Source organism: Bradyrhizobium sp. KZN70725 (assembly GCF_055264925.1).
Genome location: NZ_JBUYWT010000001.1, coordinates 126284 through 153246 on the forward strand (window position 1 = coordinate 126284; position 26963 = coordinate 153246).

At 64.8% G+C, this 26963-nt stretch carries 27 protein-coding genes; 17 read left to right on the forward strand and 10 right to left on the reverse strand.

Annotation, left to right across the window (positions count from 1 at the left end):
* The first annotated feature begins 22 nt into the window (after positions 1-22).
* Positions 23-631 carry an FMN-dependent NADH-azoreductase gene (locus ACZBJS_RS00665; protein WP_018271979.1) on the forward strand — a complete coding sequence of 203 codons (609 nt, stop codon included), beginning with the start codon at positions 23-25 and terminating at the stop codon, positions 629-631.
* A 57-nt stretch (positions 632-688) separates the two neighbouring features.
* Here ACZBJS_RS00665 and ACZBJS_RS00670 read toward each other — a convergent pair whose 3' ends face one another.
* Both ACZBJS_RS00670 and ACZBJS_RS00675 read right to left on the reverse strand, forming a co-directional pair.
* Positions 689-847: a hypothetical protein gene (locus ACZBJS_RS00670; RefSeq protein WP_168858167.1), complete on the reverse strand. Its 159-nt coding sequence runs from the start codon at positions 845-847 to the stop codon at positions 689-691.
* Positions 848-1101: 254 nt separating this feature from the next.
* Positions 1102-1875, reverse strand: a complete 774-nt coding sequence (locus tag ACZBJS_RS00675; RefSeq protein ID WP_229163205.1) for an SDR family NAD(P)-dependent oxidoreductase — start codon at positions 1873-1875, stop codon at positions 1102-1104.
* Positions 1876-1984: 109 nt separating this feature from the next.
* Between ACZBJS_RS00675 and ACZBJS_RS00680 the strand changes: the two genes are divergently transcribed.
* From ACZBJS_RS00680 to ACZBJS_RS00715, 8 genes are all read left to right on the forward strand, one after another.
* On the forward strand, positions 1985-2461 hold the full coding sequence (locus ACZBJS_RS00680; RefSeq protein WP_057020794.1) for a winged helix-turn-helix transcriptional regulator: 477 nt from the start codon (positions 1985-1987) through the stop codon (positions 2459-2461).
* 997 nt (positions 2462-3458) lie between these two features.
* Positions 3459-6230 carry a type I DNA topoisomerase gene (gene topA / locus ACZBJS_RS00685; protein ID WP_057020795.1) on the forward strand — a complete coding sequence of 924 codons (2772 nt, stop codon included), beginning with the start codon at positions 3459-3461 and terminating at the stop codon, positions 6228-6230.
* Positions 6231-8588 carry a ribonuclease R gene (gene rnr, locus ACZBJS_RS00690; RefSeq protein WP_463438262.1) on the forward strand — a complete coding sequence of 786 codons (2358 nt, stop codon included), beginning with the start codon at positions 6231-6233 and terminating at the stop codon, positions 8586-8588.
* Positions 8579-9016 carry a DUF983 domain-containing protein gene (locus ACZBJS_RS00695; protein WP_018271985.1) on the forward strand — a complete coding sequence of 146 codons (438 nt, stop codon included), beginning with the start codon at positions 8579-8581 and terminating at the stop codon, positions 9014-9016. Before rnr ends, ACZBJS_RS00695 begins: the two co-directional genes overlap by 10 nt.
* A 36-nt stretch (positions 9017-9052) precedes the next feature.
* The gene (locus tag ACZBJS_RS00700) at positions 9053-9802 is read left to right on the forward strand and encodes an NUDIX hydrolase (RefSeq protein ID WP_141342741.1); all 750 of its coding nucleotides are present in this window, start codon (positions 9053-9055) and stop codon (positions 9800-9802) included.
* A 205-nt stretch (positions 9803-10007) separates the two neighbouring features.
* The gene (locus ACZBJS_RS00705; RefSeq protein ID WP_316395026.1) at positions 10008-11333 is read left to right on the forward strand and encodes an LLM class flavin-dependent oxidoreductase; all 1326 of its coding nucleotides are present in this window, start codon (positions 10008-10010) and stop codon (positions 11331-11333) included.
* Between the two features lie 128 nt (positions 11334-11461).
* On the forward strand, positions 11462-11629 hold the full coding sequence (rpmG, locus tag ACZBJS_RS00710; protein WP_018271988.1) for a 50S ribosomal protein L33: 168 nt from the start codon (positions 11462-11464) through the stop codon (positions 11627-11629).
* A gap of 121 nt (positions 11630-11750) precedes the next feature.
* Positions 11751-12269 carry a hypothetical protein gene (locus ACZBJS_RS00715; protein ID WP_316395028.1) on the forward strand — a complete coding sequence of 173 codons (519 nt, stop codon included), beginning with the start codon at positions 11751-11753 and terminating at the stop codon, positions 12267-12269.
* Here the strand turns inward: ACZBJS_RS00715 and ACZBJS_RS00720 are convergent.
* The 3 genes from ACZBJS_RS00720 to ACZBJS_RS00730 form a co-directional block, all read right to left on the reverse strand.
* Positions 12266-12394, reverse strand: a complete 129-nt coding sequence (locus ACZBJS_RS00720) for a hypothetical protein (protein ID WP_256527872.1) — start codon at positions 12392-12394, stop codon at positions 12266-12268. The genes ACZBJS_RS00715 and ACZBJS_RS00720 overlap by 4 nt on opposite strands.
* 72 nt (positions 12395-12466) lie before the next feature.
* On the reverse strand, positions 12467-13864 hold the full coding sequence (locus tag ACZBJS_RS00725; protein ID WP_274612836.1) for an ammonium transporter: 1398 nt from the start codon (positions 13862-13864) through the stop codon (positions 12467-12469).
* 501 nt (positions 13865-14365) lie between these two features.
* Positions 14366-15598, reverse strand: a complete 1233-nt coding sequence (locus ACZBJS_RS00730; RefSeq protein ID WP_057020799.1) for an MFS transporter — start codon at positions 15596-15598, stop codon at positions 14366-14368.
* 133 nt (positions 15599-15731) lie between these two features.
* On the opposite strand from ACZBJS_RS00730, the gene ACZBJS_RS00735 reads away from it, so the two are divergent.
* A complete protein-coding gene (locus ACZBJS_RS00735; RefSeq protein WP_253623776.1) occupies positions 15732-16334 on the forward strand; it encodes a TetR/AcrR family transcriptional regulator in 603 nt (200 codons plus the stop codon).
* 149 nt (positions 16335-16483) lie between these two features.
* Positions 16484-17689 carry a serine hydrolase domain-containing protein gene (locus ACZBJS_RS00740; RefSeq protein ID WP_316395031.1) on the forward strand — a complete coding sequence of 402 codons (1206 nt, stop codon included), beginning with the start codon at positions 16484-16486 and terminating at the stop codon, positions 17687-17689.
* Positions 17690-17794: 105 nt separating this feature from the next.
* Here the strand turns inward: ACZBJS_RS00740 and ACZBJS_RS00745 are convergent, their stop codons facing one another.
* Both ACZBJS_RS00745 and ACZBJS_RS00750 read right to left on the reverse strand, forming a co-directional pair.
* Positions 17795-19168 carry a PleD family two-component system response regulator gene (locus ACZBJS_RS00745; RefSeq protein ID WP_168857442.1) on the reverse strand — a complete coding sequence of 458 codons (1374 nt, stop codon included), beginning with the start codon at positions 19166-19168 and terminating at the stop codon, positions 17795-17797.
* A gap of 15 nt (positions 19169-19183) precedes the next feature.
* A complete protein-coding gene (locus ACZBJS_RS00750) occupies positions 19184-19549 on the reverse strand; it encodes a response regulator (RefSeq protein ID WP_028336390.1) in 366 nt (121 codons plus the stop codon).
* Between the two features lie 228 nt (positions 19550-19777).
* Here ACZBJS_RS00750 and ACZBJS_RS00755 point away from each other — a divergent pair, with 228 nt between their 5' ends.
* A complete protein-coding gene (locus ACZBJS_RS00755; protein ID WP_076834488.1) occupies positions 19778-20077 on the forward strand; it encodes a DUF3572 domain-containing protein in 300 nt (99 codons plus the stop codon).
* On the forward strand, positions 20056-21372 hold the full coding sequence (locus ACZBJS_RS00760; protein ID WP_316395035.1) for a DNA polymerase IV: 1317 nt from the start codon (positions 20056-20058) through the stop codon (positions 21370-21372). The genes ACZBJS_RS00755 and ACZBJS_RS00760 overlap by 22 nt, the downstream gene beginning before the upstream one ends.
* Positions 21373-21475: 103 nt before the next feature.
* On the opposite strand, the gene ACZBJS_RS00765 is transcribed toward ACZBJS_RS00760, so the two are convergent.
* Together ACZBJS_RS00765 and ACZBJS_RS00770 are read right to left on the reverse strand one after the other, a co-directional pair.
* Positions 21476-21877 carry a RidA family protein gene (locus ACZBJS_RS00765; RefSeq protein ID WP_310885857.1) on the reverse strand — a complete coding sequence of 134 codons (402 nt, stop codon included), beginning with the start codon at positions 21875-21877 and terminating at the stop codon, positions 21476-21478.
* Between the two features lie 245 nt (positions 21878-22122).
* On the reverse strand, positions 22123-22989 hold the full coding sequence (locus tag ACZBJS_RS00770) for a cell envelope integrity EipB family protein (protein ID WP_057020803.1): 867 nt from the start codon (positions 22987-22989) through the stop codon (positions 22123-22125).
* 263 nt (positions 22990-23252) lie between these two features.
* On the opposite strand from ACZBJS_RS00770, the gene ACZBJS_RS00775 reads away from it, so the two are divergent.
* From ACZBJS_RS00775 to ACZBJS_RS00790, 4 genes are all read left to right on the forward strand, one after another.
* The gene (locus tag ACZBJS_RS00775) at positions 23253-23720 is read left to right on the forward strand and encodes a RidA family protein (protein ID WP_016845428.1); all 468 of its coding nucleotides are present in this window, start codon (positions 23253-23255) and stop codon (positions 23718-23720) included.
* Positions 23721-23723: 3 nt separating this feature from the next.
* On the forward strand, positions 23724-24476 hold the full coding sequence (locus tag ACZBJS_RS00780; protein WP_076834494.1) for a glycerophosphodiester phosphodiesterase: 753 nt from the start codon (positions 23724-23726) through the stop codon (positions 24474-24476).
* A 165-nt stretch (positions 24477-24641) separates the two neighbouring features.
* A complete protein-coding gene (locus tag ACZBJS_RS00785) occupies positions 24642-25892 on the forward strand; it encodes a GNAT family N-acetyltransferase (protein WP_310885856.1) in 1251 nt (416 codons plus the stop codon).
* A 52-nt stretch (positions 25893-25944) separates the two neighbouring features.
* Positions 25945-26370 (forward strand): HIT family protein, encoded by a 426-nt coding sequence (locus ACZBJS_RS00790; protein ID WP_057020806.1) that lies wholly within the window; start codon positions 25945-25947, stop codon positions 26368-26370.
* A 101-nt stretch (positions 26371-26471) separates the two neighbouring features.
* Here ACZBJS_RS00790 and tsaA read toward each other — a convergent pair whose 3' ends face one another.
* A complete protein-coding gene (gene tsaA / locus ACZBJS_RS00795) occupies positions 26472-26963 on the reverse strand; it encodes a tRNA (N6-threonylcarbamoyladenosine(37)-N6)-methyltransferase TrmO (protein WP_310885854.1) in 492 nt (163 codons plus the stop codon).

A 26963-nucleotide genomic window follows, 5' to 3' on the forward strand; every position in this document is an offset into this window, starting at 1 on the left:
TATACCAAAGGTGACCCCAGCCATGAAACTTCTGCACATCGATTCCTCGGTCCTCGGCCCCCACTCCGTCAGCCGCCAGGTCTCGGCCGCTGCCGTCGAGCGGCTGCGCCAGGCCAATCCGGGCCTCGTCGTCAGCTACCGCGACCTCAGCCAGACGCCGCTCGCCCACCTCTCCGGCCTGCACCTCGCCGCCAGCCAGGGCGCGGCGCCGGACCCGTCGGTACGCGACGACATCGCGACCGGCCAGGCGGTGCTGGACGAGTTCCTCGCCGCCGACATCGTCGTGATCGGCGCGCCCATGTACAATTTCACGATTCCGAGCCAGCTCAAGGCCTGGATCGACCGCATCCTGGTCGCGGGCAAGACGTTCAAGTATGGCGCCGGCGGCGTCGAGGGACTGGCCGGCAACAAGCGCGTCATCATCGCGATCTCGCGCGGCGGCTATTACGGCGCCGACACGCCGATGGCCGCGCTCGAGCACCTCGAGACCTACCTGCGCGGCGTGTTCGGCTTCATCGGCGTCAGGAATGTTGAGTTCATCCCCGCCGACGGCATCCAGGTCGGCCCCGAGCATCGCGAAAAGGCGGTTGCGGGCGCGCTGCAGGCCGCCGGCAGCCTGAACGCAGCCTGATGTGATTCAAAGTGCCTGCCGTCGCCTGGCGGCGGCAGGCCGTTCAGGTGGACGAACTCAGAACCAGACGCCCTGTATGCCGAGGATGACGGCGACCAGCGAAATCAACAGGCCGATGCCGGAGAACAGCGCGACCGTCACCAACTGCGTCGTATCTGAACTTTCGGATGCGGGCGAAACCGGGATCGACGTCGAAATGCGGGCTGCTTTCGGCATGGCGGCACTCCAAATGATTCCGTGGTGAAAAATTCCCCGCCCATTCAGGAGTCCGGGCAGTACGTCAAAGGTTCAATGCGCGCGATGATAGTCGCAAGCCAAACCGGCCGGTATGAAACGCTTCACACCGGCCGTTCGATACAATGAGAAACAAACCAGAGCGTTTTCGAGCGAAGTGGATACCGGTTCGCGTGAAGAAAACGCGTCAGAATAAAACCAGAGCCGCGTTCCGATTTAATCGGAACGGAAAGGCTCTATCCGCGATAGATCGGCGCGCCCGCCGGTGATGCCGTTGCACCGCCATCGATGAACAGCTCCTGCCCCTGCACATGCGCGGCGTCGTCGGACGCCAGGAACAGCACGGTCTTTGAAATGTGATCGGGCTCGCCGATCCGCCCGAGCGGCGTGGTCTTGCCGATCCGCTGCTCGAAGATCTTCTCGGCCTCGGGCGTCGCGATCGCCGCGCCCCAGATCGGCGTGCGCACCGCGCCCGGCGCCACCACGTTGACGCGGATGTTGCGCGGCGAGAATTCTGACGCCATCACCCGCGCCATCGCGCGCACGCCGGCCTTGCTCGCGGCATAGGCCGAGTAGCCGGGATTGCCGAGCACGGAGATCACCGAGCCGTTGAGAATGATCGATGCGCCGTCGTTGAGGTACGGCGCGACCGCCTGCACCGTGAAGAACACGCCGGTGAGATTGGTCCGGATCACATTCTCGAATGCGGCCAGCGTGGTGCCGCCCACCGGCGTCTGGCCGGGAATGCCGGCATTGGCGAACAGAACGTCATACTTGCCGAACTTCTCGGCGCCCTGCTTCACCGCGGCTTCCAGCGCCGCGACGTCGGTGGCATCAGCCACCACTGCGAGCGCGTTCGGCCCGAGCTCCCTGGATGCCGCCGCAAGCGTCTCCTTGTTGCGCCCGGTGATGACGACCTTGGCGCCCTCCGCCACGAACAGCTTCGCTGTCGCGAGCCCGATGCCGCTGTTGCCGCCGGTGATCAACGCCGTCTTGTTCGCCAGTCTCATTTCCGCCTCCAGTTGGTTGCATTATTAAACTTCTTTGCCTAGCTAAGGCATACGGTTTAATATTGCAACCACACAAGGTCGTGATGGCCCAAACTCCTGGAGACAGCCGGTGAAACGAACCAGCCTTGCAGGCGACAGCTGTCCTGTCGCACGCGCGCTCGACGTGTTCGGCGACTGGTGGTCGCTCCTGATCATCCGCGACGCCAGCCTCGGCCGGCGCCGCTTCGGCGAATTCCAGGCGAGCCTCGGGCTTGCCAAAAACATCCTTGCCACACGGCTGCGCACGCTGGTCGAACGCGGCATCCTGAAGACGGTCCCCGCCTCCGACGGCAGCGCCTATCAGGAATATGTCCTGACGCCGAAGGGCCACGGCATCTTTCCGATCCTGGTCGCGTTGCGGCAATGGACCGAGGAATTCGACGAGCATCCGGACGAGATCGCGACCATCCTGGTCGACCGCGACAAGGGCAAGCCGGTGAAGAAGCTCGCGCTCTATTCGCAGGATGGACGCGTGCTGGGTGCCGCGGATACGACGCTGAAGCCGCGGCCTGCAGCGAAGCGCGCGCGGCGCCTCGTGAGTGCGTAGGACGGGTGTTGCTGGTACGACACGACGGGCAACTCACCAAAAACTTGTCAATCCTCGCCCGCGAAAATATTTCGCTTTATCCGAATACGCCTCGCGTCGCGAGGATGCGGATGTATGACTCACATACGACGACCCATATTGGGTGTCGTCCCTGCGTTCGAAAGCAGGGACCATAACCACAAATGCGGATTGTTGAACGATGCTGGGACGACGAGTCCCGTTCTCAACACCCGCCGCGGCGTATGGGTCCCGGCCTTCGCCGGGACGACGGCGGTGGATGTGGCGCGAGCTAGCGTTCTTCCTTTCTCCAGGAAGGGTCGCAAATCACGACTTCTGTTTCGCCGCACCGCGCTGTTTGACATCTTGAATTGCGGTCCATCCCCACCGTCGTCCTGGCGAAACGACCCATTACCCAAAATGAGAGTTATTGCGCGACGCTGGGGCCGCGATCCCGTTCATGATCAAATGCGGTGGTTATGGGTCCGGCTTTCGCCAGGACGACGGCCGACCCTGCTTCCCGTAACGCCCCTCACGACAGCTTCCTCCGGCTGCGCGAGCGCAGCTGCTCGTCGGCCTCCAGACGGGCCATCGCGAACAGGCGGTCGAGGACTTCGGTTTGTGGCGCCGGGCGAGTTTGGCGAGTTAGGTCGCGGCGCCTGCGATCAGGACCAGGGCATCGTCGGGGCCGCCTTCCCCAGCCGTCTCGTCGCCCGCCGGTCGCCGCCCGCCGGACGCCTTGCGCTTCCGGCCGCCCCCTGTGCTGCTCAAAAGGCCTAATCCGATTCCTACGCTGTATATAAAGAGATAAGCCCTTTCCGGCCGCAACTCTAGGACGCATTTCGCAACCCTTGGGATAGAAACTCCACAGCTTGGCGCCTCCCTTCAATATCTGGCGATTTGACAGGGACCGCCCCAGCACCCATGTTCGCCCCGACACGGCGGGCCGCGAGTCTAGCGGAACCCACCTTCAAGTTTTCCCGTAAGCTATTGGAATGACATGAATATCGTCATTGTGGAGTCGCCGGCCAAGGCCAAGACGATCAACAAATATCTGGGGTCCTCCTACGAGGTCCTGGCGTCGTTCGGCCATGTTCGCGACCTCCCGGCCAAGAATGGTTCCGTCGATCCCGACGCCAATTTCCAGATGATCTGGGAGGTCGATGCCAAGGCCGCGAGCCGGCTCAACGACATCGCCAAGGCGCTCAAGGGTGCCGACCGTCTGATCCTCGCAACCGACCCCGATCGCGAGGGCGAGGCGATCTCCTGGCACGTGCTGGAGGTGATGAAGGAGAAGCGCGCGCTGAAGGACCAGAAGGTCGAGCGCGTGGTGTTCAACGCCATCACCAAGCAGGCCGTCTCCGAGGCGATGAAGGCGCCGCGCCAGATCGATGGCGCGCTGGTCGACGCCTATATGGCGCGCCGTGCGCTGGACTATCTGGTCGGCTTCACCCTCTCCCCCGTGCTGTGGCGCAAGCTGCCCGGCGCCCGCTCCGCCGGCCGCGTGCAGTCGGTCGCGCTGCGGTTGGTCTGCGACCGCGAGCTCGAGATCGAGAAGTTCGTTCCGAAGGAGTACTGGTCGCTGGTCGCGACGTTGCTGACGCCGCGCGGCGATGCCTTCGAGGCGCGGCTGGTCGGCGCCGACGGCAAGAAGATCGCACGGCTCGACATCGGCTCCGGCGCGGAAGCCGAGGATTTCAAGAAGGCGATCGAAGCCGCGCTGTTCAAGGTCGCGACCGTCGAGGCCAAGCCGGCGCGGCGCAATCCGCAGGCGCCCTTCACCACCTCGACCCTGCAGCAGGAAGCGAGCCGCAAGCTCGGCTTCGCGCCGGCGCACACCATGCGCATCGCGCAGCGGCTCTATGAGGGCATCGACATCGGCGGCGAGACCACCGGCCTCATCACCTATATGCGAACCGACGGCGTGCAGATCGCACCCGAAGCGATCACGCAGGCGCGCAAGGTAATCGGCGAGGACTATGGCAACGCCTACGTGCCGGACGCCCCGCGCCAGTACCAGGCCAAGGCCAAGAACGCGCAGGAAGCGCACGAAGCGATCCGCCCGACCGATCTGTCGCGTCGCCCGGCCACCATCGGCCGACGGCTCGATGCCGATCAGGCGCGGCTTTATGAATTGATCTGGAAGCGCACCATTGCGAGCCAGATGGAGTCGGCCGAGCTCGAGCGCACCACCGTCGACATCGAGGCCAAGGCCGGCTCCCGCGTGCTGGAATTGCGCGCCTCCGGCCAGGTCATCAAGTTCGATGGTTTCCTCGCGCTCTATCAGGAAAGCCGCGACGACGAGGAGGACGAGGATTCGCGCCGCCTGCCCGCGATGAGCGAGGGCGAGGCCGTGAAGCGCCAGAGCCTCGCCGTCACCCAGCATTTCACCGAGCCGCCGCCGCGCTTTTCGGAAGCCTCGCTGGTGAAGCGGATGGAAGAGCTCGGCATCGGCCGCCCCTCGACCTACGCCTCGATCCTGCAGGTCCTGAAGGACCGCGGCTATGTCAAGCTCGAGAAGAAGCGGCTGCACGGCGAGGACAAGGGCCGCGTCGTGGTCGCGTTCCTGGAGAACTTCTTCTCGCGCTACGTCGAATACGACTTCACCGCCGATCTCGAGGAGCAGCTCGACCGCATCTCCAACAATGAGATCGCCTGGCAGCAGGTGTTGCAGGACTTCTGGCGCGGCTTCATCGGCGCGGTCAACGACATCAAGGACCTGCGCGTCGCCGAGGTGCTCGACGCGCTCGACGAGATGCTCGGCCCGCATATCTATCCGCCGCGCGCGGATGGCGGCGACGTCAGGCAATGCCCGACCTGCGGCACCGGCCGGCTCAACCTCAAGGCCGGCAAGTTCGGCGCCTTCGTCGGCTGCTCGAATTATCCGGAATGCCGCTACACCCGTCCGCTCGCGGCCGACAGCGCCGAGAGCGCCGACCGCGTGCTCGGCACCGATCCCGACACCGGCTTCGATGTCACGGTGAAGGCCGGCCGCTTCGGCCCCTACATCCAGCTCGGCGAGCAGAAGGATTACGCCGAAGGCGAGAAGCCGAAGCGCGCGGGCATTCCAAAGGGCACCTCACCGGCCGATGTCGATCTCGAACTGGCACTGAAACTGCTGTCGCTGCCGCGCGAGATCGGGAAGCATCCGGAAACCGGACAGCCGATCACCGCCGGCCTCGGCCGGTTCGGGCCGTTCGTCAAGCACGAGAAGACCTATGCCAGCCTCGAGGCCGGCGACGAGGTCTTCGACATCGGGTTGAACCGTGCCGTCACGCTGATCGCGGAGAAGATCGCGAAGGGCCCGAGCGGCCGCCGCTTCGGTGCCGATCCCGGCAAGCCGCTCGGCGATCATCCGACCCTCGGCGCGGTCGCGCTGAAGAACGGCCGCTACGGCGCCTATGTCGCGGCGGGCGGCGTCAACGCGACGATCCCGAGCGACCGCACCCCCGACCAGATCACGCTCGCCGAAGCGATCGCGCTGATCGACGAGCGCGCGGCCAAGGGCGGCGGCAAAAAGGCCAAGAAGGCCAAGGCGGAAAAGCCCGCCAAGGCGAAGAAAGCCAAGTCCGAGGCGACCGAGACTGACGGCGACGGCGAGGCCGAGCCCGCCAAGAAGGCTGCGTCGAAGAAAGCCGCGGCGAAGCCGAAAACGGATGCGACCAGCAAGGCGCGCGCGCCGGTCGCCTCCGGTGCCAAGACGTCGCCTGCAAAATCATCGGCACCAGCGAAAGCGCCCGCGAAGAAAAGCGCCGGCAAGGCACGAGGATAAGTGAAACGAAAACCCGACCATGGCTTTCCGGGCCGGGACGCCATCGTCGCCTTCATCCGCGCCAATCCAGGCAAGGTCGGCACCCGCGAGATCGCGCGCGAGTTCGGCCTGAAGAACGCCGACCGCGTCGAGCTGAAGCGGATCCTCCGTGAGCTCGCCGACGACGGCACGATTGCCAAGCGCGGCCGCAAGATCCACGAGCCGGCGGCGCTGCCACCGACCCTGCTCGCCGACATCACCGGCCGCGACAGCGACGGCGAGCTGATCGCCACGCCCGCCGAGTGGGACTCGGACGAGAACGGCACCGCCCCGAAAATCCGTATCGAGACGCCGCGGCGGCCGAAGCCCGGCACCACCGCCGGCGTCGGCGACCGCGCGCTGCTGCGCGTCGAAGTCACGGACGAGCAAGACGGCACACCCTATCGCGGCCGCGTCATCAAGGTGATCGATCACGGGCGCACCCGGATCCTCGGCATCTTCCGTCGCAATCCCGATGGCGGCGGGCGCCTGATCCCGGTCGACAAGAAGCAGGCCGGCCGCGAGCTCAACATCGCCAAGGCCGACGGCGGCGGCGCCGAAGACGGCGATCTCATCAGCGTCGACCTGATCCGCACCCGCGGCTACGGCCTCGCCTCCGCCCGCGTCAAGGAGCGGCTCGGTTCGATCGCCAGTGAGAAGGCGATCAGCCTGATCGCGATCAACACCCACGATATCCCGCAGGTGTTCTCCACTTCTGCGCTGCGCGAAGCTGAAGACGCCAAGCCCGCAACCTTGCAGGGCCGCGAGGACTGGCGTGACGTGCCGCTCGTCACCATCGATCCGCCGGATGCCAAGGATCACGACGACGCGGTGCATGCGGAAGTCGATCCCGATCCGAACAACAAGGGCGGCTTCATCGTCCATGTTGCGATCGCCGACGTCGCCTTCTATGTGCGGCCCGGCTCGGCGCTCGACCGCGACGCGCTGCAGCGCGGCAACTCGGTGTATTTCCCTGATCGCGTCGTGCCGATGCTGCCCGAGCGGATCTCCAACGATCTCTGCTCGCTGGTGCCGGGCGAGCCGCGCGGCGCGCTCGCGGTGCGCATGGTGATCGGCGCCGACGGCCGCAAGCGCTCGCATACCTTCCACCGCGTGCTGATGCGCTCGGCTGCGAAGCTACATTATGCGCAGGCGCAGGCCGCGATCGACGGCAGGCCCGATGACACGACGGGCCCTATCCTCGATCCGATCCTGAAGCCGCTGTGGTCGGCCTACGAGCTGGTCAAGCTTGCACGCAACGAGCGCGACCCGCTCGATCTCGATCTGCCCGAGCGCAAGATCCTGCTGAAAGCCGACGGCACCGTCGATCGCGTGATCGTGCCGCAGCGGCTCGACGCGCACCGGCTGATCGAGGAGTTCATGATCCTCGCCAACGTCGCCGCGGCCGAAATGCTGGAGAAGAAGGCGCTGCCGCTGATCTACCGCGTGCACGACGAGCCGAGCCAGGAGAAGGTGCACAACCTGCAGGAATTCCTAAAGACGCTCGACTTGCCCTTCACCAAGCATGGCGCGCTGCGTCCCACGCAATTCAACCGCGTGCTGGCGCAGGTTGCCGGCGAGGACTACGAGCCGCTGGTCAACGAGGTGGTGCTGCGTTCGCAGGCGCAGGCGGAATACTCCGCCGAGAACTACGGCCATTTCGGCTTGAACCTGCGCCGCTACGCGCACTTCACCTCGCCGATCCGCCGCTATGCCGATCTGATCGTGCATCGCGCGCTGATCCGCGCGCTCGGGCTTGGCGAAGGCGCGTTGCCGACCGATGAAACCGTGGAGACGCTCGCCGAGATCGCCGCGCAGATTTCCGTCACCGAGCGCCGCGCGATGAAGGCGGAGCGTGAGACCACCGACCGCCTGATCGCGCATTTCCTTGCCGATAAGGTCGGCGCCTCGTTCCAGGGCCGCATTTCCGGCGTGACGCGATCCGGCCTGTTCGTGAAGCTCGACGACACCGGCGCCGACGGTCTGATCCCGATCCGCACCATCGGCAGCGAATATTTCAACTACGACGAAACTCGCCACGCGCTCATCGGCACGCGCAGCGGCACCATGTATCGCCTCGGCGACGTCGTCGATGTGCGTCTGGTGGAAGCCGCGCCGATAGCCGGCGCGCTGCGATTTGAGTTATTATCCGATGGTCAGGCAATTCCGCGCGGCAGAAAACGCGACAGCGTAAGGGCCGAGCGCCGTGCCGCCGGATTTGACAAGGGACCAAAACGATCAGGCAAGAAGGCGCACAAGGAGCGGAAATCGCGCAAGAAGGATCGCAAGCCGGCGCAGCAGAAGTCCGGCAAATCGAAGCGAGGCAAGTCATGGAAGTGACACCACCGACAGTGGTCTGGACTCGCGAGGCGGCCGAGCCCGAGAAGCGCGACGTGTGGAGCGCGATGAAGCGCGGGTTCCGCTGCCGCTGTCCGCGCTGCGGAAAAGGCAGACTGTTCCGCAAGTTTCTCAAATGCGACGGCCATTGCCCGGTCTGCGACCTCGACTTCACGCCGCATCGCGCGGACGATCTGCCTGCCTATCTCGTCATCGTTATCGTCGGCCATATCGTGGTACCGATGGCGCTGTGGATCGAGACCAATTATTCGCCGCCGGTGTGGCTGCAACTTGCGATCTATCTGCCGTTCACGCTGTTCGCATCGCTGGCGCTGTTGCAGCCGGTGAAGGGAGCCGTGATCGGCTTGCAATGGGCCCTGCGCATGCATGGCTTTGACGAGAATCCCCCTAGCGACATCCCGCCGGTCTAGCTAAACCGGGCCGCAAGAAGAAATGAAAGGGATGAAATGACTGAAGCTGCCGCGCCCGCCGCTGTCGTCCACCAGGGCGAAAAAGAAGCCGACCATCATGCGTATTTCCGGCCGAAGGATGCGGCGACGCTGATCCTGATCGATCGCTCCGGCGCCAAGCCGAAGGTGCTGGTCGGCAAGCGTCACGACAAGGTCGTGTTCATGCCCGGCAAATTCGTTTTCCCCGGCGGCCGCGTCGACAAGGCCGACAACCGTGTGCCGGTCGCAGCGCCGATCACGCCGGAGCTCGAAGCCAATCTGTTGAAGGGCAGCCCGAAGATCACGCCCGGCCGCGCGCGTGCGCTTGCCAACGCCGCGATCCGCGAGGCCTGCGAGGAGACCGGGCTCTGCCTCGGCCGCAAGGTCGAGAAGCCGCACAAGCTCGACGGGCCCTGGGCACCGTTCGCCGACGCTGGTCTCTTGCCCGATCCGTCCGGCCTGTTCCTGATCGCGCGCGCGATCACCCCGCCTGGCCGCGTCCGCCGCTTCGACACGCGCTTCTTCACTGCCGACGCGTCGACCATCGCGCATCGTGTCGAGGGCGTGGTGCATGCCGATGCCGAGCTGGTCGAGCTGGTCTGGGTCGAGATCGGCTCCGAGCCGCTCGCCGACGCGCATGCCATGACCAAGAACGTGCTCGCCGAGCTCGACCGCCGTCTCGCCACCGGGCCGCTCCGCCACGACGCGCCGGTGCCGTTCTTCCATTTCTACGGCGGCAAGATGCAGAAGGACGTGCTGGGGGCGTAGTATGATCCTCGTCATTCCGAGGCGATGCGCAGCATCGAACCCGGAATCCCGAGATTGCGGCGCGAGATTCCGGGTTCATCGCTGCGCGATGCCCCGGAATGACACTGTCGAGAGAGCGGCCAAAAACAAAATAATCTTCCCGATGGCGCGCCGCGAAACGCCTCCCTATCTGTTCCGCTAACGACATCAAGGACGGAACGGGGCAATGGCGAAGCGTCAACTCAAGCTCGGCGCGTTCATGCGGCCGATCAGCATTCACACCGGTGCCTGGCGCTATCCCGGGGCCTGGCCCGACGCCAATTTCAACTTCGACCACATCAAGACGCTGATCCGCAAGCTCGAGGCCGGCAAATTCGACGCCTTCTTCATGGCCGACCATCTTGCCGTGCTGAACATGCCGATCAGCGCGCTGAAGCGCAGCCACACCGTGACCTCGTTCGAGCCGTTCACGCTGCTATCGGCGCTCGCCGCCGTGACGGAGAATATCGGCCTGATCGCGACCGGTTCGACCACCTTCGACGAGCCCTATCACGTCGCGCGGCGCTTCGCCTCGCTCGACCACATCTCCGGCGGCCGCGCCGGCTGGAATATCGTCACCACGTCCAATCCGGACGCGGCGCTGAATTTCGGGCTCGACGACCATATGGAGCACGCCGAGCGCTACAAGCGCGCCCGCGAGTTCTACGATGTCGTCACCGGCCTGTGGGATTCCTTCGCCGATGACGCGTTCGTGCGCGACGTCGAGTCCGGACTGTTCGTCGATCCCGACAAGATGCATGTGCTCAATCATAAGGGCAAATATCTCTCGGTCCGCGGTCCGCTGAACATCGCCCGCCCCGTGCAGGGCTGGCCTGTCATCGTGCAGGCCGGCGCTTCCGATGACGGCAGGCAGCTTGCGGCCGAGACGGCGGAAGCCGTGTTCACCGGCGGCGGCAGTCTGGCCGACGGACAGAAGCTCTACGCCGACATCAAGGGCCGCATGGAGAAGATCGGCCGCGATCCCGAGCATCTGAAGATCCTGCCCGGTGCCTTCGTCGTGGTCGGCGACAGCGTCGAGGAAGCCAAAGAGAAGCGCGCGCTGCTCGACAGCCGCGTGCACTACGACAGCGCGATCGCCTCGCTGTCGGTGATCCTCGGCACCGATGCGTCCGGCTTCGATCCCGACGGACAGTTGCCGCCGATCCCCGAAACCAATGCCAGCAAGAGCGGCCGGCAGCGCCTCGTCGATGTCGCAGCGCGCGACAAGCTCACCGTGCGCCAGCTCGCGCAGCGCGTCGGCGGCTATGGCGGGCTCGCCTTCGTCGGCACGCCGCAGACTATCGCCGACCAGATGGAGGAATGGCTGACCGGCCGCGGCAGCGACGGCTTCAACATCATGTTCCCCTATCTGCCGCAGGGCCTGTTCGAGTTCGTCGACAAGGTGGTCCCGGAACTGCAAAGGCGCGGGATTTTCCGCACGGAGTATGAGGGGCGGACCTTGCGCGAGAATTTGGGCCTGCCGCGGCCGAAAAATCAGTTCTTCGAGGGGTAATAGGCCCGGAATCGAGGTGGTTTTGGTTCGGAAATCCTTGACTTTGAGCGGTTTGTGGCTAGTTTCCGGGCCAAACGCGGGCCGATTTGGCCGGCTCCCGAATTCCCCCGATTTTCGAGGTTTTGCACATGGCCAAGGCGGTCACCATCAAGGTCAAGCTCGTGTCGACGGCCGACACCGGCTTCTATTACGTTGCCAAGAAGAATTCGCGCACCATGACCGACAAGCTGGTCAAGAAGAAGTACGACCCGGTCGCGCGCAAGCACGTCGAGTTCAAGGAAGCCAAGATCAAGTAAGATCGGCTGCTTCCGACGTTTCAAACGGGGCCCTCGCGGCCCCGTTTTTGCTTTCTAGGCTTGCGTCATCCCTCATGATTCCCGGAGCAGTCCCGGGCGTAGGGCTCAGATGATCGCAACCTTGGACGAGGGAAACGTCGGCGGCTACTCGGTCGCTTACGGCCGCGAGGACATCTACTTTCCGGTCTATGTCACGGCAGCCCTCGCCGCGATCTTCCTGACCGCGACCTGGATCACGGGCGCGATCTATTGGCTGGCGCCGGCAGCGGCAGCGGGCGGCTTCACCTATTACAACATCCCCCTGCTGGAGGCTGGTCGTCCGACGATCGGGGCCAACCAGTACGGCATCTTCATCCAGGCCTTCGGGCTGATCCGCTGGCGCGCCATCACGCGCATCGACCTCGTCGAGATCGCTGAGCGCGCGATGACCGTTCACGAGTTGCAGATCGCGCTTAACGGACCGCTCGGCAGCGCGCTGGTGGCCGATTGGCGCAAGCGGCCGGCCTACCGGCTGTTGATGCGCCTGCCGTGGCGCATGGACCATCGTGGCGTGGTCCGCGTCAATCTGGAGCCATTCGACCGGACGCCCGACGAGATCCACCGGACGTTCCTCAGGATGTGGCGTTATTACCGGAGCTAACCCTTGAACGCCTCGTCACGCAGATGCGCGTCTGCGATCTCTGCATCCGGATTGTGTGTGATCGTCATGAACCAAATGAGGCTGAAGAACAGCGACCACGCTGTGTTCCAATAGAACCAGTTCATCGGATCACCTCGAACAGCTTAAATCCGCGCCAGCGGGCGAAGATCGCCAGCTGCGCGGAATGCCGCCAAAGTCTACTGCACGACCTCGCCGTGCAGTGCCAGATCCAACCCTTCGCGCTCGATGTCCCGCGTCACTCGAAGCCCGACGAAGAGATTGATCACGAACAGGATGATCAGGCTCACCACGGCATCATACACGAAAACCGTCGCGACGCCGATGCATTGATTGAGGAACTGCCCGGGATTTCCTTCCAGAACACCTGCCGTTCCACCATACTGCTCGACCGCGAACACCCCGGTCAGCAGCGCTCCGACGATGCCGCCAAGGGCATGGACACCGAAGCAGTCCAGCGCATCATCGTAGCTGAACATGCGCTTCAAGCCGGTGCATCCCCAGTAGCAGCAGACGCCGGCGGCGATGCCGATCGCGAAAGCGCCGACCGGCCCGACGAAACCGGAGGCCGGCGTGATCGCGACGAGGCCCGCCACGGCACCCGAGCAGATTCCGACGACGGTCGGCTTGCCCTTCAACGCCCATTCCACCAGCATCCAGGTGAAGCCCGCCACCGCCGTGGCGATCTGAGTCACCAGCATGGCCATGCCCGCCTGCATTCCGGCCGTGACAGCGGAGCCGGCGTTGAACCCGAACCAGCCGACCCACAACAGCGAGGCGCCAATGAAGGTCAGCACCATATTGTGCGCCGGCCCCGTCTCGACGCGCTTGCCGAGCATGATGGCGCACATCAGGCCCGCGACGCCGGCGTTGATGTGCACAACGGTGCCGCCGGCGAAATCGAGAACCTTGACATACGCAGCGTCGTTGCCGGCCGAGAATATGCCGTCAGGGCCCCAGACCCAGTGCGCGATCGGCGCATAGACGAAGATCGCCCACAGCCCGATGAACCAGAGCATCGCGGAGAACTTCATCCGCTCGGCAAACGCGCCGGCAATCAGCGCCGGCGTGATGATGGCGAACGTCATCTGGAAGCAGATGTAAACGGACTCGGGGATCGTCGCAGCGAGCGGATTGGGATTGCCGATGCCTCCCTTGCCGATGTCGCTCAGGATGTCCTTGAGGAACAGGCGATCGAGGCCGCCGATGAACGGCGTGCCGGCACGAAACGCAAGACTGTAGGTAAGGACGGCAAACAGGATCGTGACCAGGCAGGTGACCGCGAAGCTGGTCATCACGGTATCGCCGACATTCTTCTTGCGCACCATGCCGCCATAGAACAGGCCGAGCCCCGGGATCGTCATCATCAGGACGAGCGCGACTGACGTGAGCATCCAGGCGGTGTCGCCGGAATTCGGCGTGCACTTCTCGAGAATCTTGCCGCCACAGGCAGGCGGCGCCGCCGCATCCTCGGCCAGCGCGAGATCGTTAAACAGCAGGCAAAGGAACGCCACGCCCAACAAGGCAACCACGATTCTCACGAGCTTCTGGCGCGTGTGTGTCGCAGACTCCATCATCGACCTCCCATCACAAGAGAAATGCTGGCGTTCGGAATGGGCGCGGCGCGTTCGCAGCGTGAGCGCTGAAGGACAGCGCGCGTCCGGCTATCGGGATGTCTCGAAGTGCCGCGGTGCGGGTGGCGGGATGCAGCGAAGTCGCAGCGGCATCAGGCCCGACGCAGGGCACAAGGGCCTCCTGCTCGGCGGCGCGGCAAAGGCCGTGGTGCGCGGATGGCTGGAGAATGACGGCGACTAGCCCCATCGCGGCCAGCCCTTCCCAAAGTCCCCAGGCCGGAACCCTCAGCGAGGGTTTCCGGCACGATTTCTAGCCAAATTGAAACAAGATTCGTGCCACCACTGCGCGCCGCGTAACACTTTGAAAACGCTATCGCTTCGATCCGCGGCCGGAACAGCATCGCGCTCCATTGCACGCTCTTGCGGCAAGTGGCCGGTCAAAAACTAGGCAGCATCTGGCGACTGCCCTCGCAAGGAGCAGCCGCCAGCTTCGCAGGGATTCTGCTAAGCGGCCTTCAGCAGCGGCGGCTGCGCCGGCCGGATCAGCGCGAAGGCGAGCTGGATGATGCCGCCGGCAAGGCCCAGCGCGACGCCGATGCGCCAGGCCATGGTGTAGGAGCCGAGCGAGTCGTAGATCAGCCCTCCTCCGTAAGCGCCGAGGAAGCTGCCGACCTGGTGGCTCATGAAGGCGAGGCCCTGGATCATCGCCTGCCAGCGCAAGCCGAACATCTCGGCCACCGCGCCCGCGACCAGCGGACCGACACCCATCCAGAGGAAGCCCATGATCGCGCCGAACAGCAGCGTCGAGCCGGGCGTTGCCGGCAGCATGAAGTACCAGGCGAGCGCCAGCGAGCGCAGGATGTAGATCGCGCCGAGCAGCGCCAGCTTGTTCCAGCGCTGGCCGGCCCAGCCGAAGAACAGCGAGCCCAGCACGTTGAAGCCGCCGATCATGCCGAGCGTCTGCGCGCTCAGCATCGGATCGAGCCCGCAGATCGCGAGATACGACGGCAGATGCGTGGTGAGGAAGACGAGCTGCATGCCGCAGACCATGTAGGCGCAGGTCATCACCACGAAGGCTGCGTTGCCGAACGCGGTCTTCGCCGCCGTCGCCGCGGTGGCGTTGCCGATGTCGTCGCCAGCGGGCTTCGGCAGCGGAATCTTGTCGACGCGCCCGGCGTACAACGCCGCCGGGATCATGAAGATCGAGAGAATGACAAAGCCGGCAAGTCCGACGCGCCAACCGAAACCCTCATTGAGCATCTGGCCGATCGGCGCCGACAGCAGCGCGCCGAGCGAGCCCGCGGCGGAGACCATGCCGAGCACTGTCGAGCGTACCGTCTCCGGCACCGCGCGCGCCGAGACCGACATTGCGATCGCATTCGCGGTGCAGGCGAGCGAAAGGCCGATCAGGACACCGGCGCCGATCATGATGGCAACGAGCCCATGCGCCGTCGTCATCAGCACGAGGCCCGCGATGTAGGCCAGCGCGCCGACCACCATGATCGGGCGAAAGCCGTAACGCACCGTCATCGCGCCGGCGACCGGCTGCAGAAAACCCCAGGCGAGGTTCTGCACCGCGAGCGCCAGCGTGAAGTGGGATATCGAGATGCCGATGTCGTGCGTCAGCGGCTGCATGAAGATGCCGAGGCTCTGCCGCAGCCCCATGCTCAGCGTGAGCATGATGGAGGCGCCGATCAGGATGGGAAGGGTGGGACGCAGGACCTGCAACAGGGGCATTGTTCTTATTCTCCCATAACGGCACGGCACGCGTGCCATGGCCTGCGATTCATGCATGTTTTGGTTACACAGACCTGTGCACTTAGGCTATACAGGGGGCCGACTGTCAAGCGAAGAGGATCACGGCTGGCGCATGGCTTCCCCGCCTCCCAAACAGACCATGAAGGAGCGGATCCTCGAGACCGCTGACAGACTGTTCTACCTGCAAGGCATTCGCGCCATCGGCGTCGACACCATCGCGGCCGAGATCGGCATCAGCAAGCGCACGCTCTACAACCACTTCCCGTCGAAGGACGCGCTGATCGAAGCCTATCTGCAACGCCGCTTCGTGCAGCCGCGTCCCTCCGACAAGCCGCCGGCCGAGCAGATTCTCGCAACCTTCGATTCGCTGGAGCGGCGCTTCTCGGCGAAGGATTTTCGCGGCTGCCCGTTCGTGAACGCGGTGGCCGAGCTCGGGCCGGAGGACGAGGATCGCACCTTCAGGAACATCGCAATCGCCTTCAAGGAAAGCCGCCGGCTCTGGTTTCGCGATCTGCTGCGGCGGCTCGGCGTTGCCGATGCCGAGGGACTTGCGACCCAGCTCACGCTGCTGGTCGATGGCTCGATCGCGCAGGATCTGGTGCGCGACGATCCGGCGATGGCGCACGCGGCCAAGGAAGCCGCGCGCGTGTTGCTGGCAAATGCAGGCGTCAAGGTCGGCAGCCCCGCCCCCGCCGGCAAGAAACGCGCCGGATAAATCCGGTTGCGTGCGGAAGTCAGGTTTGGTTGTTAACACCGACCGCAGGCCACGGCATTCCCGGCTGGATATTCCGTCCGGCGAGATTGGCAGCGACCGCGCGAAGACCTGCTACTTAGAAGACTTGCGGCACAACAGGGGAAACGACCATGGAAGATCTGAAGGTGACGGCCACCGGCTATGATTTCGCGCCGGCGCGCGCGGCCATGCAGCGCTACATCGACAACGATCTCCTGTCCGGCATCTCCTGGACGGTTCTGGTCGGGCGCGACATCGCTGACACGGGCTGCGTCGGATGGGCCGACAAGGAAGCGCAGATTCCGTTGCGCACCGATCACATCTTCCGCGTCTTCTCCAACACCAAGCTGATCACCTCCTGCGCGGCGCTGCTGCTGGTCGAGGAAGGCCGCTTCCGGCTCGACGATCCGATCGAGACCTTCATCCCGCAACTCAGAAACCGCAAGGTGCTGCGGCCGGGCGCGACGTCGATCGACGACACCGAACCGGCGCAGCGGTCGATCACCATTCGCCATCTGCTGAGCCACTCGGCCGGCCTCAGCTACGGCCTGTTCGATCCGGGCACACCGATCTTCAAGGCCTACAACGAGCGCAAGATCCTCAATCCGATGACGACGCTCGCCGACATGGTCGACGGTCTGTCCGATCTGCCGCTGGTGTTCCATCCCGGCTCGTCGTGGGAATATTCCGTTGCCATCGACGTGGTCGCACGGCTGGTCGAGGTGGTGAGCGGCCAGCCGTTCGACAAGTTCATAAAGGCGCGCATCCTCGATCCGCTCGGCATGGTCGACACCGGCTTCCATGTTCCGGAGAAGGATCACAACCGGCTCGTCGCCTATTACGCCGGCGACGATCTGATGGACCCGATGAAGCCCGGGCTGACGCGCACCGACAACGCGCCCTATCCTGGCGCCTATCTGCGCCCGGTGCCGCGCTTCAATGGCGGCGGCGGCCTCGTCTCGACGCTGCATGACATGGTCGCACTGATCCGCAGCCTGCTGCCCGGCGGACCGACGCTGCTGAAGCCGGAGACGATCGCAGAGGCGATGACCAACCAGCTCACGCCGGGCCAATGGATCCGCTTTGCGATGATGGGCGAGCAGCCCGGCAAGACCTACGGTCTCGCCGGCGGACTGATCCTCAACCCCTCCCCGATCGATCATCCCGACGCCGCCGGCGAGCTCTATTGGGGCGGCGTCGCAGGCACGCAGTGGTGGATTTCGCCCAAAACGGGCATCGCCGGCGTCATGATGGCGCAGCGCCAGATGGCGTTCGTCCATCCGTTCTCGTTCGAGTTCAAGCGGATGGCCTATGACGCGGTGAGACGCGGCCGCTAAGGGCACTTCGTAGCCCGGATGGAGCGCAGCGAAAATCCGGGAAGCTGGTGCAAGCGGCGCGATACCCCGGATTGCGCTTCGCTGCATCCGGGCTACGAGATCGCGCTACGCTGCCGCAGACACCACGCGGTTGCGGCCGTCATGCTTGGCGCGATAGAGCGCAGTGTCGGCACGCTTGAGCACATCGGTGACCTGCTCGCCCTTGCGCTCCAGCGTGGTGAGACCGATCGAGATCGTGACGGTGATCCGCTTGCCGCCCTTGTCGACGGTGAAGGGCTCGCCCGCGATCGAGCGGCGCAGCCGCTCGGCGACCATCCCGGCGACATGCAGGTCGGTCTCGGGCATCACGATCACGAACTCCTCGCCGCCATAGCGGCAGGCAAGATCGATGCCGCGGATCGACTTGCGGATACGGACGGCGAATTCGCGCAGCACATCATCGCCGGCATCGTGGCCGTAGGTGTCGTTGATCGCCTTGAAGTAGTCGATGTCGAGGATCATCAGCGCCAGCGGCTTGCCGCGGATCGAGGCCTGCTCCGCCAGCGTCGCGAGGTGGCTTTCCATGTAGCGCCGGTTGTTGAGACCGGTCAGCGCATCCGTGATCGCCATCTCGATCGAGTTCTGCACATTGTCGCGCAGATGATCGGTGTAGCGGCGGCGGCGGATCTGGGTGCGTGCCCGCGCCAACAGTTCGTTCTTGTCGACCGGACGCAGCAGGTAGTCGTTGACGCCGATCTCGAGCCCGCGCATCAGCCGTGTGTTGTTGTCGGCATCTGAGATGGCGAGGATCGGGACCTGGCGCGTGCGCTCCAGCGAGCGGGCCTGGCTGCACAGCCGCAGACCGTCGTAATTGTCGAGGCTGAGCGACACGATCAGCAAGTCGTAATTGCCCTCGGCGGCGTGGAACAAGGCTTCCGACGGATTGATCTCGACGTCGACGTTGTGTTCGGCGGAGAGGATCGGCGCCAGTTTCTCGTAGGACGACGGCCGGTCGTCGACGAGGAGAATGCGGCCGCCGGTGCCCTTGTCGGCGATCGCGCTGCGCTCGGGCGCCTGCATGCCGATCTCGAGCGAGGTGATGGCGCGCATGCGCAGTTCGTCGGTCATCATCTTCAGCCGCGTCAGCGAGCGCACGCGCGCGATCAGCACGACGTCGGACACCGGCTTGGTCAGGAAGTCATCGGCGCCGGCTTCAAGGCCGCGCACGCGATCGGCCGGGCTGTCGAGCGCAGTGACGATGACGACCGGAATGAAATGGGTCGCCGGATTCGACTTCAGCCGGCGGCAGACCTCGAAGCCGTCCATGTCAGGCATCATGACATCGAGCAGGATGATGTCGCATTCGGCGCGTGCGCAAATTTCCAGTGCCTCGGTCCCGTTGGAGGCAGTCAACACATCGAAATATTCGGCTGACAGACGGGCTTCCAACAACTTGACGTTCGCCGGAACGTCATCGACCACGAGGATACGCGCGGACATTGCACCACAACTCCCCTATCCGATAAAGCGTCGGACAGTCTCAATAAATTTGCCGACCGAGATCGGCTTGGACAAATAGGCTTCGCAGCCGCCCTCGCGGATACGTTCTTCGTCGCCCTTCATGGCGAAGGCGGTGACCGCGACCACCGGAATCGCGCGCAGATCGGGATCGTCCTTGATCCAGCGCGTGACCTCCAGGCCGGAAACCTGGGGTAGCTGGATGTCCATCAGGATGAGGTCGGGGCGCAGCTTGCGGACGAGGTCGAGCGCTTCGAAGCCATTGCTGGTGCCCGAAGTCTGATAGCCGTGCGCTTCCAACAGATCGCGAAAGAGCTTCATGTTGAGCTCGTTGTCCTCCACGATCAGGACGGTTTTGGCCATCCCGTCCCTCCCAAACCCAGGAGACGGGCCCGGCTGCGGTACCTCACGCACCGCGCTCGGGGCGCGTCGAAAATGTGAATTCAAACTAGCGCCAGAATCGCTCTAACCCGTTAACCCGAAGTCCAACTTCCGCAGCGTGGTTTCCGTTGCTTGAACACATGAGGAAGACTCGGGCATGATGGGCCTCTCAATAGAGACCATAAGTTAACGGAAAGGCAAACCGGCGCGTTGAAAAAGCCTGTTCACAACCCCCGGGAAGTTGCTGAAATCGTTGCGATTCAGGCGCTCGGCTTCATTGCCGGCGATCCCGAGCGGCTGGGCCTGTTCCTGGCTGAAACCGGAATCGGTCCAGAGACGCTGCGGAACGCCGCGTCCAACCCTCAATTTCTTGCGAGCGTGCTCGATTTCGTGATGCGCGACGACGCCACCGTGAAGGCGTTTGCCAGGGCCTCGGAACTGCACCCGACCAATATCGCCGCCGCCCATCAGGCGCTGGGCGACCCGAAATGGGAGCGCGACGTGCCGTGACGACGGCAGCGGCAGCTTCCGACGGCCCCCTCAGTTTCTGCCGAGACTGCCTCGGCGACCTCGATATCAAGGTGAAGCGATGCAGCCATTGCGGCTCGCCGCGGCTGGTGCGTCATCGCGCCCTGCCCGCACTGGCGCTGGCGCACATCGACTGCGACGCGTTCTATGCCACCGTCGAGAAGCGCGACAATCCCGAGATCGCCGACCGCCCGGTCATCATCGGCGGCGGCAAGCGCGGCGTCGTGTCGGCCGCCTGTTACATTGCTCGCACCTATGGCGTCCGCTCGGCGATGCCGATGTTCAAGGCGCAGGAACTCTGCCCGGATGCGACCGTGATTCCGCCGGACATGGCGAAGTATGTCCGGGTCGGGCGCGAGGTGCGGCAGGCGATGCAGGCGCTGACGCCGCTGGTCGAGCCGCTGTCGATCGACGAAGCCTTCCTCGATCTCGCCGGCACGCAGCGCGTCCACGGCATGATCCCGGCCAAGGTGCTCGCCAAATTCGCCCGCGATGTCGAGCGCGACATCGGCATCACGGTGTCGGTCGGCCTGTCCTGCAACAAGTTCCTCGCCAAAATCGCCTCCGACCTCGACAAGCCGAGGGGCTTTGCCGCGCTGGACCAGGACGAGGCGCGCGAGATGCTGGCCAGCAAACCGGTCGGGTTCATCTACGGCGTCGGCCCCGCGACCCAGGAGAAGTTGGTGCAGCGCGGCTTCCGCCTCATTGCCGACCTGCAGCGCGCCGACGAGAACGAATTGATGAAGCAGTTCGCGAGCGAAGGCCGCCGGCTGTGGCGGCTCGCGCGCGGCATCGACGACCGGAGCGTGGTGGCCGATCGCGGCGCCAAGACGATCTCGAGCGAGACCACCTTTGAGACCGACATCCGCGACTTCGCAACGCTGGAAAGACTGCTCTGGAAACTGTCGGAGAAAGTCTCGGCGCGGCTGAAGACCAGCGAGCTCTCGGGGTCCACCATCACGCTGAAGCTGAAGACCGCGGACTTCCGCCAGCGTACCCGTTCGCAATCGATCCAGACCCCGACCCAGCTTGCCGCCAAGATCTTTGCGGTGTCGCGCGAGATGCTCGCGAAGGAAATCGACGGCACCGCCTTCCGCCTGATGGGCACCGGCGTCAGCGCGCTGCGCCCGGGCGCGCAGGCCAACGATTCCGACATGCTCGACCGCCGCTCGGCGCACGCCGAACGCGCGATGGACAATCTGCGCAAGAAGTTCGGCAATGCCGCCGTGATCAGGGGCATTGCCTATGAGGGGCCGCAGAAGAGCGCGGAAGAGTAATCGGTCGTCATGGCCGGGCTTGACCCGGCCATCCATCAACGAGGACTCTTTGAAAAGCGATGGATGCGCGGGTCGAGCCCGCGCACGACGACTGCGCAGCCCTTCAATCCGCGACCGCAACCGCCTCGATCTCAATCAGCCATTCCGGCGCCGCGAGCGCGGTGACACCGACCAGCGTAGAGGCCGGCGGCTCCATGCCCTCAAAGAACGCCGAACGTGCCTTGCCGATGATGGGACGGAGCTCCGGCTTGTAGCCGACGACCAAGGTCGTGATCTTCACGATATTGGAATAGCTGGCTCCGGCGGCCTTCAGCGCCATGCCGAGGTTCTGCATCACCTGCGTCGTCTGCGCGGCGAGATCGCCGGCGCCGACCACGCGGCCCTCCTCGTCGACGGAGACCTGTCCCGAAATGTAGATCGTGCGCGCGCCGGAGGCGACGACGACGTGGGAGTAAGCCGGATTGTGATGCAGGCCGCTGGGGCGAAGGTGGTTGAGCTCGCTCATGAGGTGCCTCCCTGACACGCGTGTTTGTGGGAAGCCTACTCGTGCCGGACGGTTCCGGCCAGTGCGGTGTCGTGGAGTGCTCGGGCTTGCTCCGCCGTCGTCCCGACGAAAGCCGGGACCCATCCACCGAAGGTGATTGTTGTGCGACGCTGGGGCCACAGCCCCCTTCAACAACTCACCCCTGTGGTGATGGGTCCCGCTTCGCTTGCCCGGGACGACGCTGAGTGGGTGGCGATAGCCAGCCCTCACTTGCAGGGCTTGGAATCCCTGACGTCGAACTTGTCCAGCGCGCCCGAGATCACGAAATCGTTGTAGTCCAGCACCAGTGCACGGGAGACGCCGTTCTCGTACAGCTCGAACGACATCGCGTAGACCGGCGTCTGCTCGCCGTCCTTCGCGCGCGCGTCGCTGTCGTAATAGCTCACCGTCACCGGCCAGCGCGTCATGGCCTTCATCGCATTGCTCGCCGTCGACGGATCGGGCGATGACGGCGCGCGGTCGCCTGTGATCGGCCGGCCGATCACGGTCAGCGTGTTGTAGATCTTCTCGCCGTTGTCGGAGCCGTCATAGACGGTCTGCTCGAGCACCGACTTGCCGTCGCGGGCGGCAGCGATGATGTGCTGGATCTGCTCGGTCGGGAACACGATCTTGCCGTCGATATTGAACGTCTTCTTGACCGGCTGGGTCAGCTTCACGGTGATATGATCGCCGACCCGCTCGGCGATGCCGTCGACCGGCGACGATTCGCTGTCGTTCATCCGCGTGTCGATCTTGAAGCGGTAGCTTTTGCCCGACGCGTCCTCCCAGGACGTGGAGCGAAGATCGGACAGCGTCACCTTGCCCTCGCCGCTGTCGAGCTCGGACACCTGGCGGAATTCGGAGGTGTAGCCTTCGCAGGAGTTGCCGGAGAAATTGTAGAGGATGCGCCCGCGCGCATCGCTGACCGAGTTGGAGCCGCGCGATTTCACCAGGCTGAGGTCGTAGAGCGCCTGATGCGCGAGAAACGGCCCGCTTGCCGCAGCGACCGCGGGCCCCTGAACCAGGCCGGATCCTGCGGCAACGGCGATCGCAAACACCAGGGCACGCGACGGAGTCCGGAACGGCAGGGTCATGTGGTTTCCTCAAGGAGGCAGGGATTCGCCACAATAGTGACGGTGGTATTGCGCCGCAACTGGGGCAAGTCTGACAAAATGGCAATGTATGCAGCGAAATTGCCGTCATTTTCGGCAGCTTTCCGTGCGATTCGGCACGTCATGGCCGCGTTGTCCTCACCTTACCGTCGCTTGCAACCGGCGGCACGATGCGCGAAACAATCGAAACAAACTTGGCCCTGACCGCGTTTCAGGCTTCGTGCAATCCAATTGGGGGACCAAAAATGGCGGGTACCGTCGAACAAAAACTGGCGTCACAGGGCATCACACTTCCCGAGCCGACCTCCCCGGTCGCAAACTATGTCCCCTTCGTCCGCAGCGGAAACCTGCTGTTCGTGTCCGGCCAGGTCTGCTTCAACGCCGAGGGCAAGCTGATCGCCAAGGGCAAGCTCGGCGCCGGCGTCACGCTCGAACAGGGCGCCGCTGCCGCGCGCGGCTGCGCAATCAATCTGCTGGCCCAGATCAAGGCCGCGCTCGGCGACCTCGACAAGGTCGTGCGCGTGGTGCGGCTCGGCGGATTCATCAATTCGGCGCCCGACTTCTTTGACGGGCCGAAGGTGCTGAACGGCGCCTCCGACCTGATGGTCGAGGCGTTCGGCGACAAGGGCCGCCATGCCCGTACCACCGTGGGCGTCGCCTCGCTGCCCGCGGACGCCGCGGTCGAAGTCGAAGGCGTGTTCGAAGTCGCCTGATCGATGCGCGCTCCTGATTGGCTGACGAAACGGCCGGTTGCCCATCGCGGCCTGCACGATGCCGCACGCGGCATCATCGAGAACATGCCGGCCGCGGCCACCGCCGCGGTAGCCGGCAACTTCGCCATCGAGTGCGATATCCAGCTCACCGCCGACGGCGAGGCCATGGTGCATCACGACGATGCGCTCGGCCGCCTCACCGAGGGGGCGGGGCTGCTGGCAACCAGGACGGCGGCCGAGCTGAAGGCCGTCAAGTTCAAGGACACCGCCGAGCAGATGATGACGCTCGGCGATCTCTGCGCGCTGGTCGCCGGCCGCGTGCCGCTGGTGGTCGAGGTGAAGAGCCATTTCGACGGCGACCGCAAGCTGGTGCGGCGGATGGCCGAGGTGCTGGCGTCCTATTCCGGCCCGGTGGTCGGCATGTCCTTCGATCCCGACCAGGTGCTGGCGCTGCGCGAGATCATGCCGAACCTGCCGCGCGGCATCACCGCCCAGCGCACCTATGACGACGGCCATTGGGACAAGCTGACGCCGGCACAGCGCGACAGCATGCTATACCTGCGGCACGGCTTTACGACCGAGCCGCATTTCGTCGCCTATTGGGTCAACCAGCTGCCGGCACCGGAGCCGTGGATCGCCCGCAACGTGTTCGGCTGTGCGCTGCTGGCCTGGACCGTGCGGACGGTGGAACAGCGCGAGCGCGCGGCGCGCTACGCCGACCAGATGATTTTCGAGGGGTTCGTGCCGGGAACCTGACATGTCCGAGACATGCCCTTGCAGTCTTGAACTCGTCGCTGCGACGCACGATGTTGGCGAGGGTTGGTCGTCATCGGCGATGGCGCAATGCGGGGCATGATCCGGAAGTGGAGCCAGCTGTTCCGGAAAGATCATGCTCAAACGAGGCACCGGTCTTCATTCTCGATGGCGTCTTCTGAAATCACCCTAGAGGCTGTAGCCGACATCGGCGGCATTCCGGCCGCCGAATGGGACGCCTGCGCCAATCCCAAGGCGGATGCGGACAGCATCCATCACCTCGACACGCTGGCCTCGCCCGGTTCCGCAAAGGATTGCCAGACCACCGCAAGTTCGAGCTATAACCCATTCGTTTCCCACGCCTTTTTTGCCGCCGCCGAAGCCTCCAAGTCGGCCTGTCCGCGGACCGGCTGGGGCCCGCGGCATCTGATCGCGAAGCTCGATGGCCGGATCGTCGGCGTCGTGCCCTGCTATCTGAAATCGCACTCGCAGGGCGAATACGTGTTCGACCGCGGCTGGGCCGAGGCCTACCACCGCGCCGGCGGCAGCTATTACCCGAAGCTTCAGGTGTCGGTCCCCTTCACGCCCGCGACCGGGCCGCGGCTGTTGATCCGCGACGGCGTCGACCGCGAGGTGATCGGCTCGGCGCTGGCGCGGGGCCTGCGGGCGCTCTGCAACGCCACCGAGGCGTCCTCCGTGCATGTGACGTTCGCCCGCGAGGACGAGGCCAGGTTCCTCGGCGCCCACGGTTTCCTGCAGCGGACCGACCAGCAGTTCCACTGGCACAATCAGGGCTACAAGACCTTCGACGACTTTCTCGGTTCGCTGAACTCCCGCCATCGCAAGGGCATCAAGCGCGAGCGCCGCGAGGCGGTCGCCGCCGGGATCACCATCCACTGGCTGGCCGGCTCGGACATCACCGAGGACGCCTGGGATGCGTTCTTCGAGTTCTACATGGAGACCGGCTCGCGCAAATGGGGCCGGCCGTATCTGACCCGAGAATTCTTCTCGCTGATCGGCGAGACGATGAGCCGGGACGTGCTGCTGGTGATGGCCAAGCGCAACGGCCGCTGGATCGCCGGTGCGATCAACTTCATCGGCTCCGACACGCTGTTCGGCCGCAACTGGGGCGCGATCGAGCACCACCCGTTCCTGCATTTCGAGGTCTGCTACTACCAGGCGATCGATTTCGCGGTTCAGCGCGGCCTCAAGGTGGTCGAGGCCGGCGCGCAGGGCGAGCACAAGCTGGCGCGCGGCTACCTGCCGCAGACCACCTATTCGGCGCATTTCATCGCCGATCCCGGGCTGCGCCGTGCGATCGCCGATTACCTCAAGCGCGAGCGCGACTATGTCGCCGAGGTCGGCCGCGAGCTCACCGAGGCCGGCCCGTTCCGCAAGACGGTCGACGACGACGCTTGACGTCTCCGCCGCCACCTAGGCAATAAATCAGCATCATCGAGGAGCCGCCGCCATGCCCGCCGCCTACGACAACAACAACATCTTCGCGAAGATCCTGCGCGGCGAGCTGCCCTGCTACAAGGTCTATGAGGACGAGCACGTGTTCGCGTTCCTCGACATCATGCCGCGCTCGCCGGGGCACACGCTCGTGATCCCGAAGGCCCCTGCCCGCAACATCCTCGACATCAAGCCCGACGACTACGCCCATGTCGCGCGCGCCTCGCACAAGATCGCCGCCGCCGCGATGAAGGCGTTCGAAGCCGACGGCATCACGGTCCAGCAATTCAACGAGCCGGCCGGTGGCCAGGTCGTCTTCCATCTGCACATGCACGTCATGCCACGCAAGGACGGCGTCGCACTGCTGCCGCCCGCGAGCCACAAGGAAGACGGCAAGGTGCTGGAGGCCAGCGCGGCGAAGCTGATCGCAGCGTTGAAGTAATCCCACCGCTGTCATTCCGGGGCGCGCGGAGCGCGAACCCGGAATCTCGAGATTCCGGGTTCGATGCTTCGCATCGCCCCGGAATGACCGGTTGAGAGATTCTACTCCGTCTCAAAGTCCCCGGCCTGCGGCGGAGCCAGCGGGGTGAACTCGCAGCGATCGGGCTTGACGTCGATCAGCGGCGTCTCGTCGAGGCAGTCGAGGCCGCGCACCAAGATGACGTTGCCCTCGACGCCGACCAGCTTGACGATCGCGGTGCCGATCGGATTGGGGCGCACCGGCGAGCGCAGCGAGAAGGTGCCGCGGGTGTTGCCGTTGTTCTTCGGGCTTTGCAGCACGATGTCGCGGCGCGACTGATGCAGCCAGTACAGCACCTCGAGATTTGAATAGAAATCGACGCCCTTGATCGCGGCGACCCAGGGCTCGAAAATCTCGAGCCGGCACACCGGGCCGTCATGGCGCCCCTGTCGCGGCGTCGCCAGCCGCGAGGTCCAGGGCGTGCGGATGCGGCCGATGAAGACAAGCGCGGCATCGCGCGCCGTCGGCATGTCGACGGCGACCTCGCCCTGGCGCAGTTCCATTTCACGTACCAT